Raw genomic sequence first — 16,185 nt, forward strand, 5'->3', positions numbered from 1 at the left:
ATGGAAATTTTGATTACAGATGAAGCAATCAAGTGGTTTCAAAAAGAGATGGACTTAGAGCCTGGCGCACATATTCGCTTCTTTGCTCGCTATGGTGGCTCAAATCCCTTCCACGAAGGTTATTCCATCGGCATGAATACAGATACACCGATTGACGCTGCTGTTGTCACTGAACAAGGCGGTTACCGCTTCTTCATCGAAACAGACGATCTCTGGTTCTTTGACGGACATGATTTTAAAGTAAAAGTCGACAATGACTTAGACGAACTTTTATACGAATATGTTGACTAGAAGAATGGGTGCATGCCCATTCTTTTTTATTTGGAGTGGGATGTGTGGAAGGTGGGTTTGGGACATTCGACCGTCCAAACGAGACATTCGAGGGCGAAAATGGGGCACTCGGGCGGTGGATTGGGACATTCGGGGGTTGATTTGGGGCACTCGAGGACGAAAATGGGACATTCACTCGTCTAAACGGGGCATTCGAGAGCGAAAATGGGTCACTCGCCCAAACAACCTAAATTGCCCCCTTTTTGTGTTGAACGAGCAAAGCGATGGATCATCGAACAGCAAGCAAACAACCTAAATTGCCCCCTTTTTGTACTTTCTTCAAGGCTTTTGAGTAATTCAAAAAGACTTCAGTTGACTAGAATGGTGTGAATTCGAACATTCGACCCGCGTTTTGGGACATTCGTCGAAGTGTTTGGGGCACTCGCAACTTGATTCGGGACATTCGAGGGCGAAAATGGGTCATTCACACCTAAAATCGGGTCACTCGCCTACTACACGTACTTCATAAAAAAAACCAGAATGCGCTCATTCTGGTTTTTCTTCTGCAATTTCTAAATAGCGTTCGTACCATGCTGGGTCGATTTTCATCATAGAAACTGGGCGGAAAGAGTCTTTTTTAACAACGATATGTTCAGTTGTTGCTGTTGCAGCAACTGTTCCGTCTTCATGGAGTATCTCGTAACCGTAGACTGTACGTAAACGGTCCTGTGTTTTTACCCATGTGCGAATTTTAGCAGGCTTACCATAGCGCAGTGCAGCCTTGTAGGAAATGTTTACGTTCATAACAGGTGAAACATAGCCCGCATCCTCTAACTCTGTTACAGAGAAGCCTAGGTCTTTAATCAGCTGTGTTCTACCTATCTCTAGCCAAATGACATAGTTTGCGTGGTAGACAACACCCATTTGATCCGTTTCTGCGTAACGAATTTCAATCTCTTTTTCACTTATATACATGCTTTCTTCACCTCATGTAATAGTATATCAAAAAAATGGTTACGTTGTCGGCATAAAAAAAGACCTACCGGTTAAGGTAGGTCTTTTCTCGGTTACGCAACATTATTTTGCAAGTTTGTTACGTAATACCATTTGTAGGATACCACCGTTACGGTAGTAATCTACTTCAACTTCTGAATCGAAGCGAGCTAGAGCTTGGAATTCTTTCACAGTACCGTCAGCTGCAGTAGCAGTTACAGTTAACATATCTTTTGGTTTTACACCTTCAGCGATGTTTACTGAGAAGATTTCTTCACCAGTTAAGCCAAGTGTTTCAGCTGATTCGCCTGGAGCGAATTGAAGCGGAAGAACACCCATCATAACTAGGTTAGAACGGTGAATACGTTCATATGATTCAGCGATAACTGTTTTAACACCTAAAAGGTTTGTACCTTTAGCTGCCCAGTCACGTGAAGAACCCATACCGTAATCTTTACCAGCTAATACTACTAAGCCAGTGTTGTTTTCAGCATATTTCATTGCTGCATCGTAAATGTACTCAACTTCACCTGTTGGCCAGTAAGTAGTGAAACCACCTTCTGTACCTGGAGCGATTTGGTTACGGATACGGATGTTAGCGAATGTACCACGCATCATTACTTCGTGGTTACCACGACGAGAACCGTAAGAGTTGAAGTTACGAGGTTCTACACCATTTGCACGTAAGTATTGACCTGCTGGTGTTTCTTTACCAATTGCACCTGCTGGTGAAATGTGGTCAGTTGTAATTGAGTCACCAAACTTAGCTAAAACGCGTAAGCCTTCAAGAGCAGAGATATCCTCTGGAGAAGCTGATAAGTTTTGGAAGAATGGTGGGTTTTGGATGTAAGTTGATTTCTCATCAAATGTGTAAAGAGTTGATGTAGAAGTTTCAATTGCATTCCAAGTTTCGTTTGCATTGAATACAGTTTCATATTCTTTTTGGAATAATTCACGTGTAACAACTTTAGATAATACATCGTTGATTTCATCAGTTGATGGCCAGATGTCATCGAAGAATACGTCGTTGCCATCTTTATCTTTACCGAATGAATCTTTACGAAGGTCAACATCTACAGTACCTGCTAATGCGTAAGCAACAACAAGTGGTGGTGATGCTAAGTAGTTCGCTTTTACAAGCGGGTGAACACGGCCTTCGAAGTTACGGTTACCAGAAAGTACAGAAGTTACGAATAAATCGTTTGATTGGATTGCTTCTTCGATTTCTGGAAGTAAAGGACCTGAGTTACCGATACATGTTGTACAACCGTAACCTACAGTGTTGAAACCGATTTGGTCAAGATATGATTGTAAACCTGAATCTTCTAAGTAACCAGTTACAACTTTTGAACCTGGTGCTAAAGAAGTTTTAACCCATTTAGGAACAGTTAAGCCTTTTTCAACCGCTTTTTTCGCAACAAGACCTGCAGCGATTAAAACGTATGGGTTAGATGTATTTGTACATGAAGTGATTGCAGCGATTCCTACAGCGCCTGCTGGAATTTCTACATCGCCTTCAGCAAATTTAGCTGTTGCTGTTTTAGAGAACTCATCTTCAGTTAAACCGAAGCCTTGTACGCCAGATGGAGCAACTACTGCTTCACGGTAACGAGATTTCATTTCAGTTAATGGAATTAAATCTTGTGGACGTTTTGGACCAGCAAGGTTTGGTTCAATTTGTGCAAGATCGATTTCCACTACGTCAGTGTAATCTGGCTCTAAGTTTGCATCGAAGAACATATCGTTCGCTTTTAAGTAAGCTTCAACTACTGAAATGTGCTCTTCTTCACGGCCTGTTAAGCGCATGTAGTTAAGAGATTCTTCATCAATTGCGAAGAAACCACAAGTAGCACCGTATTCAGGAGCCATGTTTGAAATTGTAGCACGGTCAGCTAATGGAAGTGCTGGTACGCCAGGTCCGAAGAACTCAACGAATTTACCAACAACGCCTTTTTTACGTAACTCTTGCGTTACTTTAAGCGCTAAGTCTGTAGCTGTTGTACCCGATGGAAGTGTACCAGTAAGTTTTACACCGATAACTTCAGGAATTGGGAAGTAAGAAGGTTGTCCAAGCATACCTGCTTCTGCTTCGATACCACCAACGCCCCACCCAAGTACGCCGATACCGTTGATCATTGTAGTATGAGAGTCAGTACCTACTACTGAATCTGGGAATGCTTCGAATGTACCGTCTTCGTTCTTGTTCACGTGTACAATTGGTGCTAAGTACTCTAAGTTAACTTGGTGTACGATACCTGTTGCTGGTGGTACAGCACGGAAGTTATCGTATGCAGTTTGAGCCCATTTTAGGAAGTTGTAACGTTCTGCGTTACGTTCGAATTCTAGTTCCATGTTCGCTTGTAATGCTTGCGCATTACCGTATTTGTCTACTTGTACTGAGTGGTCAATTACAAGGTCAACTGGGATTTCTGGGTTGATTTCGTTACCGTCGCCACCCATGTCGTTCATTGCTGTACGTAAAGAAGTTAAGTCAACTACTACTGGTACACCAGTGAAATCTTGTAATACTACGCGAGATGGTTTGAAAGGTACTTCAGCGTTTGCATCTGATCCTTTACCCCATTTTGCTAAGTTATCTACGTGATCTTCTTTGATTACGTATCCGTCATATTGACGTAAAACTGATTCTAATAAAATTCTGATTGAATAAGGAAGGCGTTTGATGTTTGCTACGCCAGCTTCTTCAATTGCACCTAAACGGTAGAAGTTGTAAGTCTTGCCGTTTACCTCGAATGAAGAGCGACTGTTATGCAAGTTAGTGTTTGCCATTTGTTCGGTTCCCCCTCTAATTTAACTAATATAAAAAGGCTTTTCATGAGCCACTTTTCTCCAACACCAATGATATAAGATGCCTGCACATAAGTAAATAACATTAAAATTATACTTTATGATAAGCAAAAGTTATGACCTTGTTATTCAATAAAGCGCATTCGTTCCTCTTTTGTTAGGATTCGACATTTTTTGCTTACTGGTGATAATTTTTGTCTATTTTGTGCAACAAGTTGATAAAGTGTATTGCGGACACTTTTCGGTATAAATTGCCCTATTTTCGCCAAAGAATAAGGAAAAGAAAGTGTTGACGCTACTTTAATCACAGCATCTGATTGTGTAAAAATGCGTTGATTGTCTAAAACAACCACTGAATTTAAATCTTTTGTCAGCGCTTCTGGCAAATGTTTTTTAGCGAAATCGCTTTGCAAGGAAGCAAAATAAAAGGTAGGTAGTTTTTCATGTTCTAAAACGAGCTGTACCGACCACTGACAAAAACCACAGGTTCCGTCGTAAAAAAGAATGGGTTGATTCATTATATCAAAGCCTCTTTTCTGGTTGGAGACAGATTTGCCTCACTATTCTTATTATGGAATTCTTTATATGCTGTTGTCAATTTTTATCCATATAAAAAAGAAACCTCATCGCTGAGATTTCATTTTCTTCTATTTTAAGTATTATGAGCGCAAGAACGTCTCGCTCGATATGTTTGCTGTTGAATGATTTACGCATGTAGCAATCGTATGCAATGTAATCTTTTCAAAAGCTGTTAAACTCTCTTCTAAAGCTGTCGCTGTAAATGGAATCAGTTGTCCTTGTATATAAACTTGAATTAATGCACGTGGTGTTTCAAATAAAATCGTATCTCTATGAACATGAATGATTTTAAACCCATAGTGATGCATGCCATCGCCATCAACTAAAATGCTACGACGAAAATCTTCTTTCTCTTCTTGGTCATCTGCTACGATTTTTTCCACCATATAATTCGGTTCTGTTTCACTACCACCATTACGTAAAAACCAAATTTCTGCATTAATAATATTATCACCTAGCATGTATTGGCGGTTAATATAATCTAAAAAGTCAGCTAATTTAACGTTCGGAGCTAAATTTTTCATGCGATAACCATTTCCAAGCTCAAGTATGTTATCTGCTTCATTTAATAATAACTTATCCGCATTATAGCGTGTTTTGCCAAAAGTAATTTTCAACATCTTCTATTACATCCTCCATTAACTTACGAATCACACTATATTATACACCGTTTGGAAATTAAAAGTGGCTTATTTTTTTAAAACTTCTTCCATATAATCATGCAATTTCGTCAAATCTGTTAGATGTGCATTACATACTTCACTATCTTTACAGATTAAGTGACTAATCGTTTTATAATAGTCAGGGTTTTTCGGATCGCGTGCGTGCGTCTTCGCTGTGAAATAGACCACCTCATTCGTACATCCACAAAACGCACAAATATTCTTTTGATGCTTATCGATAAAATGTCCTGCAATCGCACATAATTCACCCGCTATTTCTGCCACAATAACTTTTTGATGTGAACGTACATCATCAAAACCTAAATAACTACGCTTTGTATTCGCAGCTAGTTCTTCTGGCACTTTTAACTTCTTATACTTTGGTAATAATTTTTTTAGTTCAGCAAGTGTCACAACCGGAAAATCAAGTTCACACGCTTTGATTTGTTCGAGGTACATCTCTTTATTTTCATAACGTGTAAAATCAATTAGTTGGCGCTGTTCTTCTGTTAATTGTATAAATTGTGCTTCAATTTTAAAGTGAGCTTCTTCCGTCAATGCACGCATTACACTTTTCGGTAAATGTTTTTGCTGACCGTCTATAATCTGTTTCATCTGTTTTTCAATGAAGATCACTTGATCATGTCGAATAAATGGTTCCATTTTGACTCCCTCATTTCTATAGTCAAAGTATAAAACGTAACCAACGTAATGACGAGTGGGTAAAATCATTTGAATGATTTTTTCCCTTTTTGATAAATAATTTTTCGAATTGTTTCAACCGATAGATAGTACTGTTGCGCCAATTGTTCCTTTGTAGCACCTTGCGCATACGCTTTACAAATGGCTTCATTTCGCTCATATAACGCTTTTCGGCTACCACTCTTTTCTCCCCAGCGCTTTGGCTCATCTTTTCTCGGAATATAGAGTGTTTGCCCTTGTACATATTGTTGAATTTCTTTTATTAATTTCTCTGGTAAAATTTCTTTTGCGTTTTGATAACTCATGCTTTTTGCTCCTTATATTGTCATCTCTAAGGGCAAAACCATTCATTAAAAACACAAAGCTTGCGATGTGGAATTATTCACCCCATGCAAAGAATCGCACTTTTAAGAAAGGCTTTGCATGAGTTTTTGAAATAACCGATGAAGAAATCATCTAACAAGCACCTCCTTTTCGTCTTTATTATCGTAACGCAAAAAGAAAAATCCCTCCATTATAAATAGAGAGATTTTTTAATTTTTACTGATCTGATACGACAATGTACGTTGCGTAAATCGGACCATGTACACCTACGACTAAGTCCATTTCGATATCAGCTGAGTTACTTGGACCTGATACGAAATCAACAGCTGCAGGTAATGTTTTGCCCGCTTCCACGAATTCACGTTCCATTTCCTTTACAGCTTGTGTAATACGAGGACGAAGTGTACTCTTTTTAACAATCGCAATAAAAGCGTTCGGTAATAACCCAACTGCCTTTCCTTGTCCTTCTGCTGAATATAAAACAACCGTTCCTGATTCGGCAAGTGCATATTCAGCGAACACAATCCCAATATTCGAATCGTTTGTGCGTTCGAAGTTTTCTGTACGGCTAAGATTTGAATCCCAGACGTGAACACGCAATCCTTCGTCCGCCCACTCATTTTCGTATAACTCATCTAAACCAAGTGCTCGGAAGCGTTCATCATTCCATAGAGCAACGGATTCGCCACCATGTTGTTTAACCGCTTCATCCACTGCTTTCTTCACATCACCTGATGACACTTCTACAACATTTGTATTATTTAAACGACCACATTGTTCCACAAATGCCGACATCAGCTCATCAATTGATAAATGCGACAGCTTTTTTTCTTCTGGCTTATGTTGCCAGTTACGCACAGGCTTTTGTGTAGGCGAAAAAGGTCGGTTTAAGGATGTAGCAATCTTTTCTAAAAATTTCTCACGATTTTGAATCATTTATTTTCCGCCTTTCTTTTCACGCTTATCAAACCAATCACGTAACTTTTCACGTTCCACAATAGGGAAATCCCGAATATCCGTCCAATCTTTCAGTGGACCGACACCTTTTGAAATCATTTGATCTTTTGATAATGGTTTCATCACTGCTGCTGCGATTTTCGTACCTACATTAAATAATGTGCTGTTTGAAGCACCCACACTAAAGCCTTTCATCATAAGACCTTCTGAAACAGGGGCGCGTCCTTCTTTTTCGACGATGACTTGACGATGTTTTAGTAATAATTCATGTAGTGGGATTTTCACAGGACAAGCATCTGTACATGCACCGCATAGAGATGAGGCATATGGTAATTCTTTAAAGTCATCATATCCCGCAAGAAGTGGCGTTAACACTGCTCCAATTGGACCTGAATAAATCGAGTTATACGAGTGACCTCCAATATGACGATACACAGGACAAACATTGACACAAGCTGCACAGCGAATACATTGTAAAACCGACTTGAATTCGCCAGCTAAAATATCTGAACGCCCATTATCTAAAATGACTAAATGGAATTCTTCTGGACCGTCAACATCCTCTGCACGTTTTGGACCTGTAATAACATTCACATAGGATGTTAATTTTTGCCCTACTGCGCTACGTGTCAGCATATTAACGAGTACTTCCATCTCCTCTAAACTCGGTACAATACGCTCCATACCCATCACAGCAATTTGCGTTTTTGGAATGGTTGTCACAAGTCCCGCATTCCCTTCATTTGTAACGAGTGAGATAGAACCAGAATCAGCAATCGCAAAGTTACAGCCTGTAATACCGACTTCTGCTTGCATATAATCATCACGTAAAATCGTACGTACAAATCGCGCTAAATCTTTGGCATCAGCTGAACCGTCTTCTGGATAACCGAGCTTTTTAACGAATACTTCTTTAATTTGGAAACGATTTTTATGAACAGATGGCGCGACAATATGAGATGGCTTGTCGTGATCGTCTAATTGTAAGATATATTCCCCTAAATCTGTTTCGAGTACGGTACATCCGATTTCTTCTAACGCTTCATTTAAGCTAATCTCTTCTGTTACCATCGACTTTGATTTTAAAACGCGTGTTGCTTGTTGTTTTTGAACAACCGATTGGATGTAAGCATTCGCTTCTTCTGGTGTTTGCGCAAAGAAGACATGACCTCCTGCTTTTTCAACATTTTCAGAGAGTTCATATAAGTAGTAGTCGAGATTGTCGAGAACGTGTTGACGTATTTCTTCGCCATGTTTACGCCACTCTTCCCAGTCGCCTAGCTCGTCTACTGCTTTTAAACGTCCACCATGTAGACGGTTTTGTGCCGATGTAACTGCACCGCGCATGAAGTCACGTTCTAAATTTGTATTCACATTATCTTTGAATGCGTTATCATTATATTTAATTGCCATGAAAATCCCCCCTTATGCTTGTTGATTTAAGATTTCAGCAATGTGAATCGTCTTAATTTTTTCGCCGCGGCGATGCATACGTCCGCCAATATTCATTAAACAACCGCCATCTGCGCCAACTAAATATTCTGCTTCTGTTTCAATCGCTGAGTCGACTTTTTCATCTACCATTTGCTCTGAAATATTCCCCATTTTCACTGAGAATGTTCCGCCAAATCCACAGCAATTATAGCTATATGGTAGTGGAATGAATTCTAACCCCTTCACATTATTTAATAATGTAAACGGTGCATCTTTCACACCAAGTAAACGTGTCATATGACATGATGGATGGTATGTGATTTTATGGTTGAATGTTGCGCCAACGTCTTCTACTTTTAAAACATTCACAATAAAATCGGTTAATTCATATGTTTTATCTGCTACAATTTGTGCTTTTTCAGCATAAGCTGGATCGTCTTTAAAAACATGTGGATATTCTTTAAACATCGTAGCACATGAACCAGATGGTGTAACAATCACTTCTGCATCTAAAAATGTATCAATCATTTTACGCATCGGTTCTTTTGCTTTTTCAACATAACCTGAGTTATAAGCCGGTTGACCGCAACACACTTGCGAACGCGGAAACTCAATCTCACACCCGAGTCTTTCTAATAATTCGACAGTTGCCTTCCCTACATTGGTTTGAAATGTATCGACAAGACATGTCGCGAACAATGATACTTTCATTGGTCATCCCCCTCAATTGAATCCAAAGAAATTAGAAAATTTAAAAACTTATTTTATTTATTATACTACCCTTCTAGACGGAATAATCACTATAACTAAATGGAATAAAGATTATATGTTTCAACCTTTTAAAGAATAAAGAAAAAGGCATCACTTTATAAAGTGATGCCTCCTGCTTATGACAATGCTTTTTTCTGTTTCCAAAATAGTGCCAGGATAAAACTAATTAATAGTAGAATCGTTGCAAAATAATATGGATAGTTCATATTTTGATCGAATAGCATACCACCAATAATCGGACCCATCACATTCGCTAATGATGTGAACATCGAGTTCATGCCACCAACAAAACCTTGTTCATCTCCTGCAATCTTTGATAAATACGTCGTTAATGCTGGACGAATTAAATCAAAACCAACAAATACAAGGAAGCAGACGATCATAACTGTCCAATAATTCGGTGCTAGTGCAATCGCTAAAACGAACACGACCGAATAGATTAAACTAAGACGAATGACATTAATTTCCCCTAGTTGCTTCACCATACGATCAAAAATCAATAACTGGAAGATTGCCCCTAAAATTCCACCACCCATAATCGCAATCGCGACATCTTTTGGTGTGAAATTAAATTTATGGTCAACGAACAGGCTGAAGAATGATTCAACGGCCGCTAAACCAAATGACGATGTAAAAATCAAGACAAATGGTAACAAGTAGAGCGGTGTCAATAGACGACCAAGTCCTGCCTTCTTCTTCGGTGTCGTATGCTCTCCAGCATCTGCGATGGCTGCTTTCTTTTCAGGCTCTTTTAATAAAATTTGTGATAAAATCGCCGCGACTGTGCCGAGTATGGCTGCCGCAAAGAAAGGCACGCGTGTACCGATTTCCGCTAAGAACCCTCCTATCCCAGGTCCAATAATAAATCCTAAATTAATAGCTGCCGACATAAAACCAAGTGCTTTAGGTCGTTCTTCATTTGATGTAATATCAGCAATAAAAGCTGTTACAGCAGGCATGATGAATGCACCACTGACGCCGCCTAAAATACGCGAAATAAATAGAACTTCCACACTTTTTCCTAATCCAAATAATAATTCAGAAAAGGCAAAAATGAAAAGTCCAAGGACAATCATAATTTTTCTACCAAATCGGTCCGTTGCTTTCCCCGCAAAAGGTGACACGATTAACTGCGATAAAGCAAACGCGGCGGTTAAATAACCGACCGTTGTTCCACTAATACCAAACTCATTCATAATCGTTGGCAAAATCGGAATAACCAAACCGATGCCTAAGAAAGCAATGAACAGATTTCCAAGTAAAATAAATAATGTTAACTTATTTTTCATGTTAAATAACCTCGATTCTGTTCAATTTCTACTACTAAACTTAAACCTTACAGTAACTATAATGTCAAGCGATTAATCTAGCAGTCGCACTTTTAACTCTACTAAAATTTTTTCTTCTACATTTGTTGAAAAACTCATCGGCATTATAGATTCCCAAACGACCTCTTCTACGTGCAAGTCATTTATTTGAATATATTGCCATAATTTTTCATACATTTGAATATATTGTGCCGACGTATAAATAAAGGCAATTTCAATATATTTGCCTTCTGGCATCGTCACAATATTCATCGCCTCATTTTGCACATGGAATAATTTTGATGTCAAAATCGGAATGAAAATTTGGGTGTATTGAATATCTTCTATTTGTTTGTATCGTTTGAGTGGATAATAACTACCATAACGAATGGTCTGTACGCTTCCCTCATTTTCAATTGTCTCTGTTAACTTACGCATTTCATCATTTGAGACATGTTCGGGCGTTGCATTTGGTGCTGTTAAACAAAGAAGGCGAGCGGATTCTTCGTGCTTTGTAAACACTTCATTTAAAACGGGAATCGCAAGTTGTTCTTCCATTTGTTTACGCGTTTTTCGAAGTGTGTATTGTGTTTCTTGTAGCTGCGCTAATTTATTAGCTAATGTTTCTTCTTGTTTATTTAAGTAATCAATCATCTCTTCTATTGAGAAATGCTGAATTTCTTTAATTTTCTCAAGAGGTGTACCGACGAAACGCAAGCTTTTAATCAAATCGATTAAATATAGTTGTGATTCCGCATAGTAGCGGTAATTTGTGGCTGGATCTGTATAAATGGGCTTAAATAAATCAATTTGATCGTAATATCGTAATGTTTGGCTTGGTAAATTCGTTAGTTTCGCCATTTGTCCAATCGTATAATGCCTATTATCCATGTTTTTTCCTCATTTCCATGCAGTCTAACCCTACTTTTTTCAAAGCAAGAAAGAAAAGGAGGAACGACGGATATTTCACGTCATTTCTCCTCTTACTCATGCATCGCATGATCAATCGCTTGGTGTAGTAAATCAATGACATGTTCGTCGTCATGTGAATAGTACATCGTCGTGCCTTCTCGTCTAAACTTCACGAGACGTAAATTTTTTAAAAAACGAAGTTGGTGTGATACCGTAGATTGTCCAAGATTGAGTGCTTCTGCGATATCATTCACTGAACGTTCTGTACCACATAAATAATTTAAAATACGAATACGAGTTGGATCACTCAATGCTTTAAATGTTTGCGATACAACGAATAATGTTTCTTCATCTAATTGTCGTTCACATATATGTTTCATACATATCACTCCTAATGATTATGCCCTGCATGTGGATCTAGCTCTACTTTCATCGTACAGAATAAATCAGGTTGATGTGCAAGTGAGGCTGCTTCTAATTGAATTGTTACATGTTGAATATTCTCATGGGCTAGTTGATGTTCTAAATCTGCGAGTAATTGTGAACTTTCAATTACGGTTAAATTATCTGGAACTACTAAGTGACATGTTAACGCATTTAAACGAGATGTAATTGTCCATACATGTAAATCGTGAATACCTTGTACTTCTTTTTTAGATTTTAGAATATCTACTAAGTGGTCAATCTCGATATCTTTTGGTGTTCCTTCCATTAACACATGAACTGAATCCATCGTCACTTTAAAACCACTTCGTAAAATTAATATTGCGACAATAATACTTGCGATTGGATCAGCTATTCGCCAGTCAAAGAATAAAATACAAAGACCTGCAACAATTGCACCGATTGAACCAAGCATATCTGAAATAACATGTAAATACGCACCACGCATATTTAAGTTCTCTTTCGTATCGGCACCGCGCATCATAATATATGCAACTAAGATGTTTACAAGTAATCCAATCGTACTGATAATTAACATACCTGTCGTTGAAACTTCAGGCGGATTTTTAAAGCGATCAAATGCTTCATAAAAAATGTATAAAGCTACTAACATAAGTGTAACACCATTCACAACAGCCGCTAAAATTTCAAAACGTTTATAGCCATATGTTTTACCGTTATTCGAAACTTTTTGTGCAATTGTAAAAGCGATAAGCGCTATGGCTAATGATATCGAATCACTTAACATATGCCCTGCGTCGGATAGTAATGCTAAACTATTGGTTAAAAAACCACCAACCATCTCAATAATCATGTACACTGTAATAATAATGAGTGAATACCATAGTATTTTCCGATTATTATTTTGCTCTTCCATTTTCAACACCCCTTTATATGAACATATAATCATATACACATATTATAAGTAAATGGAAGCAAAGTCAAGCTTCCATCTCATCTTTACTCGCTATACTTTTTTTATAAGCAAGCGGGGTTTGTCCCATACGTTCTTTAAACTTCTCAATATAATAGCTTGTACTATTAAATCCCACTTCATAAGCTACTTCTGTAACATTATATTGTTGCAGATAAGTAAGGCTTTTTCGAATTCTATAGTCCATCACATATTGTAATGGTGTTGTATGTAAAATTCGTTTGAAATAACGACAACATTCCGAGCGGCTTAGCTGCCCTGCTTGTGCAATATTTTCTAAAATAATCGTTTCAGCATAATGTGTGTGAATCCATTGGAGCATCTGCTTCATACGCTCATTTTGAATAGGCTGTCTAAGTACAATACCTTGTTGAAATCCTATAATCATCTCTTTCCAAAGCTGTGTTAGATGAATGGTTAAATCAAATTCAAATAACGGATGTTTCGTTTCAAGTAATGTATAGATTGCTTGTAAATGCGCCAACACTTGATTCGACCAACTTGTTGACTTCGTTAATCGCATGTAACTATTGGCTTGCAAATAAGGTTGAACATATGCTGCGTACAATTCATTCGACATTATAAATAGCGGCGAAACATTCAAACAGCGGTAAATACATGGATTTTTTGCATCATCTTTTGCACCATGTAGTTGTGCTTGATTAATAAAAAGCCCTTCTCCTTTTGAAACCGTCATATATTCTTCATTCACTTGAAATTGAGCTTCTCCTTGCAACACGACAATCCATTGCAATTCTTCATGCCAGTGAAGTGGAATATAACCATGTACATTCGCTTGAATCGTTGTTTCATAACAAGCAACAGGTAATGTTACCGTATGATGCTTGGTTAGTTCTTGTAGTTGTGCATTGAGTTGAAAATCGGTAATTTGCACTGTCTCACCTCAATCTTGTTATACTTTTTTCATTAAATTCAGTATTTTCTAAGTAGATTATCCATTATTATAACATGAAGAACGTATAAAAAAGGAGAATCGAGATGAAACGAACTGCTCGAAAAATCGGCCTCATCCTCGTAACAGTGGGCGCTCTCTTTTGGGGTGTCGGAGGAACAGTTGCACAAAAACTATTTCAAAACTATGCAGTTGACGTCAACTGGCTTGTTACAACAAGATTGCTCATCGCTGGTATTTTATTGTTAACTGTACAATTTTTCTTAAAAGACCGAAAACAAATCTTTCAAATATGGCAACATAAACATACAGCATTACAACTCATTATTTTCGGCATCATTGGTATGCTTGCTGTACAGTACACGTATATGATATCCATCAATTATGGGAATGCGGCAGTTGCGACATTATTACAATATTTAGCGCCTGTCATGATTATTCTCTATCTTGTCTTACGTCGACAATCCGTCTTAACAAAAAAAGACGTGATTACCGTAACGCTTGCTCTGCTCGGTTGCTTTTTCCTCTTAACGAACGGTTCCATTTCGAATCTATCCGTCCCAACACCTGCTATTATTTGGGGAATTTTATCGGGCGTCGCACTTGCCTTTTATACATTGTATGCCGTTCGTCTACTCGCTCATTTCGATTCACTCGTCGTTGTTGGTTGGGCAATGGTCATCGGTGGCTTCATGCTTAGTTTCATTCATCCACCATGGGCAGTTGATTTATCACAATTCGATGTAGATGGTTATATCTATCTTATTTTCGTCATCATTTTCGGTACGATGTTAGCATTTTGGTTTTATATCGAGAGCTTACACAGTTTATCACCGAAAGAGACGAGTTTATTAAGTAGTCTAGAACCGCTTGCTGCTGTTTTAACCACCGTGTTCTGGCTACAAGAACATTTCGGTTTTTGGCAATGGATTGGAACAGCTTGTATTCTATTCATGATTTTACTGCTGGCACTCGGTACAAAAACACCTGAACTTTCTGATGATTAAAAAAAGGAACTTCCACACAATCTATACTGTGTAGAAGTTCCTTTTTCATTATAATTCCGCTGGTGTCTGTACTACTTCTGTTTCAGCGTACCACGGATTAAGGTGGACTAACACTTCTGTTACTTCTTCATCGCGCGCCATAATTTGTTTTTTAATTTCACGACAGACATCATGTCCTTGTTGAATCGTTAAGTCTGCTTGAATGCCCACACGTACATCGACTAGTACATAATGTCCATGATTACGCGCACGAATACTATCAATTCGTTTGACATACGTAATTTGCTTTATTGTTTCAAAATATTGATGACTTCTCTCTAACGGAATACTTGCTTCCATTAAAATATCAATCGATTCTTTCATCATACCAATCGCTAATTTTAAAATCAGTAGTGCGACAATGATACCTGCAACAGGATCACCATATGCAGCGTAGGGAATTGCGATAATGTATTGATTAATGAGCGCGATGCCGATACCGACAACTGCTGCTAATGAGGCATAGACATCGGCTAAATGGTCATAAGCTGTCGCAATTAATCCCTTGCTACGTTCTTTTCGTCCAATGCGAATCGTATAGACATAGAGCCATGCTTTCCATAAAAGTGAAATAACGGCTGCAACAAAGGCAAGAATATGTGCTTCTGTCGCTGGTTCAAATAAAGCAAGAATGGATTCATACCCAATATAAACTGCTGCCATCATTAAAATAATGGACACAAAGGCGGAAGATACAACTTCTGCTTTTCCATGTCCATAAGGATGGTCTTCATCTGCTGGTTGATTTGAGATTTTCATGGAGCCTAATGATACCGCAGAAGCAACAACGTCTGCTGCGTTATGTATTCCATCAGCGAGGAGAACTTGGCTCTTGAATACGACGCCTGAAATGATTTTTAAAATCGTTAAACAAATATTGCTAATGACACTCACCCAAGCGGCGAATAATGATTGTTGTTTGTCCAAAAGAACCCCTCCAAATAATGACATCTGATGTCGAAAGTGCTTTCGTATCATATCAAACAAAATCGCTCTTAGTCTATACAAAAATTTTTTCCGTTATTACGTATTTTTTAAATAAAGAAAAAAAGTTTCTTATCGGCAAAAAAGAAGCTTTTATAAAAAAACTAAGCTAAACACTTCATATAAAAGCGTTTAGCTTACTCAT

The 16,185-nt window shown here is 38.1% G+C and carries 17 protein-coding genes; 2 read left to right on the forward strand and 15 right to left on the reverse strand.

Annotation, left to right across the window (positions count from 1 at the left end):
• On the forward strand, positions 1–291 hold the full coding sequence (locus KGI01_RS04035) for a HesB/YadR/YfhF family protein (RefSeq protein ID WP_068453547.1): 291 nt from the start codon (positions 1–3) through the stop codon (positions 289–291).
• Between the two features lie 525 nt (positions 292–816).
• On the opposite strand, the gene KGI01_RS04040 is transcribed toward KGI01_RS04035, so the two are convergent.
• From KGI01_RS04040 to KGI01_RS04105, 14 genes are all read right to left on the reverse strand, one after another.
• Entirely contained in the window at positions 817–1,245 is a 429-nt protein-coding gene (locus tag KGI01_RS04040) for an acyl-CoA thioesterase (RefSeq protein ID WP_141273500.1), read from the reverse strand.
• Between the two features lie 102 nt (positions 1,246–1,347).
• On the reverse strand, positions 1,348–4,053 hold the full coding sequence (gene acnA, locus KGI01_RS04045; RefSeq protein WP_141273502.1) for an aconitate hydratase AcnA: 2,706 nt from the start codon (positions 4,051–4,053) through the stop codon (positions 1,348–1,350).
• A 143-nt stretch (positions 4,054–4,196) separates the two neighbouring features.
• Positions 4,197–4,589 carry a thiol-disulfide oxidoreductase DCC family protein gene (locus tag KGI01_RS04050; protein ID WP_068453553.1) on the reverse strand — a complete coding sequence of 131 codons (393 nt, stop codon included), beginning with the start codon at positions 4,587–4,589 and terminating at the stop codon, positions 4,197–4,199.
• Between the two features lie 141 nt (positions 4,590–4,730).
• Positions 4,731–5,270, reverse strand: coding sequence for a hypothetical protein (locus KGI01_RS04055; RefSeq protein ID WP_141273504.1), 540 nt, complete (start codon positions 5,268–5,270; stop codon positions 4,731–4,733).
• A 69-nt stretch (positions 5,271–5,339) separates the two neighbouring features.
• A complete protein-coding gene (locus KGI01_RS04060; RefSeq protein WP_170214722.1) occupies positions 5,340–5,975 on the reverse strand; it encodes an FBP domain-containing protein in 636 nt (211 codons plus the stop codon).
• A gap of 65 nt (positions 5,976–6,040) precedes the next feature.
• A complete protein-coding gene (locus tag KGI01_RS04065; RefSeq protein WP_141273508.1) occupies positions 6,041–6,319 on the reverse strand; it encodes a CD3324 family protein in 279 nt (92 codons plus the stop codon).
• 235 nt (positions 6,320–6,554) lie between these two features.
• The gene (locus KGI01_RS04070) at positions 6,555–7,274 is read right to left on the reverse strand and encodes a LutC/YkgG family protein (protein ID WP_141273510.1); all 720 of its coding nucleotides are present in this window, start codon (positions 7,272–7,274) and stop codon (positions 6,555–6,557) included.
• Positions 7,275–8,708 carry a LutB/LldF family L-lactate oxidation iron-sulfur protein gene (locus tag KGI01_RS04075; RefSeq protein ID WP_141273512.1) on the reverse strand — a complete coding sequence of 478 codons (1,434 nt, stop codon included), beginning with the start codon at positions 8,706–8,708 and terminating at the stop codon, positions 7,275–7,277.
• Between the two features lie 12 nt (positions 8,709–8,720).
• Entirely contained in the window at positions 8,721–9,440 is a 720-nt protein-coding gene (locus KGI01_RS04080) for a (Fe-S)-binding protein (protein WP_087680668.1), read from the reverse strand.
• Positions 9,441–9,616: 176 nt separating this feature from the next.
• The gene (gene norA / locus KGI01_RS04085; protein WP_141273514.1) at positions 9,617–10,789 is read right to left on the reverse strand and encodes a multidrug efflux MFS transporter NorA; all 1,173 of its coding nucleotides are present in this window, start codon (positions 10,787–10,789) and stop codon (positions 9,617–9,619) included.
• A gap of 72 nt (positions 10,790–10,861) precedes the next feature.
• Positions 10,862–11,698: a MerR family transcriptional regulator gene (locus KGI01_RS04090; protein ID WP_141273516.1), complete on the reverse strand. Its 837-nt coding sequence runs from the start codon at positions 11,696–11,698 to the stop codon at positions 10,862–10,864.
• Positions 11,699–11,790: 92 nt separating this feature from the next.
• Positions 11,791–12,099: an ArsR/SmtB family transcription factor gene (locus tag KGI01_RS04095; protein ID WP_141273518.1), complete on the reverse strand. Its 309-nt coding sequence runs from the start codon at positions 12,097–12,099 to the stop codon at positions 11,791–11,793.
• An 11-nt stretch (positions 12,100–12,110) separates the two neighbouring features.
• Complete coding sequence (locus KGI01_RS04100) at positions 12,111–13,040, reverse strand: cation diffusion facilitator family transporter (protein ID WP_141273520.1); 930 nt, start codon at positions 13,038–13,040, stop codon at positions 12,111–12,113.
• A gap of 64 nt (positions 13,041–13,104) precedes the next feature.
• A complete protein-coding gene (locus KGI01_RS04105; RefSeq protein ID WP_255314732.1) occupies positions 13,105–13,986 on the reverse strand; it encodes a helix-turn-helix transcriptional regulator in 882 nt (293 codons plus the stop codon).
• A 110-nt stretch (positions 13,987–14,096) separates the two neighbouring features.
• On the opposite strand from KGI01_RS04105, the gene KGI01_RS04110 reads away from it, so the two are divergent.
• On the forward strand, positions 14,097–15,017 hold the full coding sequence (locus tag KGI01_RS04110; RefSeq protein WP_141273524.1) for an EamA family transporter: 921 nt from the start codon (positions 14,097–14,099) through the stop codon (positions 15,015–15,017).
• 48 nt (positions 15,018–15,065) lie between these two features.
• Here the strand turns inward: KGI01_RS04110 and KGI01_RS04115 are convergent, their stop codons facing one another.
• Positions 15,066–15,983, reverse strand: a complete 918-nt coding sequence (locus tag KGI01_RS04115) for a cation diffusion facilitator family transporter (protein WP_373863116.1) — start codon at positions 15,981–15,983, stop codon at positions 15,066–15,068.
• Positions 15,984–16,185 lie beyond the last annotated feature (202 nt).

The sequence above is a fragment of the Kurthia gibsonii genome (genome assembly GCF_006539985.1).
Lineage (GTDB): Bacteria > Bacillota > Bacilli > Bacillales_A > Planococcaceae > Kurthia > Kurthia gibsonii.

What these genes read in the sequence shown, in the direction of transcription:
- KGI01_RS04065 (WP_141273508.1), bottom strand. Translation starts at nt 6,319, where the DNA reads ATGAGTTATCAAAACGCAAAAGAAATTTTACCAGAGAAATTAATAAAA.
- KGI01_RS04100 (WP_141273520.1), bottom strand. Translation starts at nt 13,040, where the DNA reads ATGGAAGAGCAAAATAATAATCGGAAAATACTATGGTATTCACTCATT.
- KGI01_RS04060 (WP_170214722.1), bottom strand. Translation starts at nt 5,975, where the DNA reads ATGGAACCATTTATTCGACATGATCAAGTGATCTTCATTGAAAAACAG.
- KGI01_RS04110 (WP_141273524.1), top strand. Translation starts at nt 14,097, where the DNA reads ATGAAACGAACTGCTCGAAAAATCGGCCTCATCCTCGTAACAGTGGGC.
- KGI01_RS04095 (WP_141273518.1), bottom strand. Translation starts at nt 12,099, where the DNA reads ATGAAACATATATGTGAACGACAATTAGATGAAGAAACATTATTCGTT.
- acnA (WP_141273502.1), bottom strand. Translation starts at nt 4,053, where the DNA reads ATGGCAAACACTAACTTGCATAACAGTCGCTCTTCATTCGAGGTAAAC.
- norA (WP_141273514.1), bottom strand. Translation starts at nt 10,789, where the DNA reads ATGAAAAATAAGTTAACATTATTTATTTTACTTGGAAATCTGTTCATT.
- KGI01_RS04050 (WP_068453553.1), bottom strand. Translation starts at nt 4,589, where the DNA reads ATGAATCAACCCATTCTTTTTTACGACGGAACCTGTGGTTTTTGTCAG.
- KGI01_RS04080 (WP_087680668.1), bottom strand. Translation starts at nt 9,440, where the DNA reads ATGAAAGTATCATTGTTCGCGACATGTCTTGTCGATACATTTCAAACC.
- KGI01_RS04035 (WP_068453547.1), top strand. Translation starts at nt 1, where the DNA reads ATGGAAATTTTGATTACAGATGAAGCAATCAAGTGGTTTCAAAAAGAG.
- KGI01_RS04040 (WP_141273500.1), bottom strand. Translation starts at nt 1,245, where the DNA reads ATGTATATAAGTGAAAAAGAGATTGAAATTCGTTACGCAGAAACGGAT.
- KGI01_RS04090 (WP_141273516.1), bottom strand. Translation starts at nt 11,698, where the DNA reads ATGGATAATAGGCATTATACGATTGGACAAATGGCGAAACTAACGAAT.
- KGI01_RS04075 (WP_141273512.1), bottom strand. Translation starts at nt 8,708, where the DNA reads ATGGCAATTAAATATAATGATAACGCATTCAAAGATAATGTGAATACA.
- KGI01_RS04070 (WP_141273510.1), bottom strand. Translation starts at nt 7,274, where the DNA reads ATGATTCAAAATCGTGAGAAATTTTTAGAAAAGATTGCTACATCCTTA.
- KGI01_RS04055 (WP_141273504.1), bottom strand. Translation starts at nt 5,270, where the DNA reads ATGTTGAAAATTACTTTTGGCAAAACACGCTATAATGCGGATAAGTTA.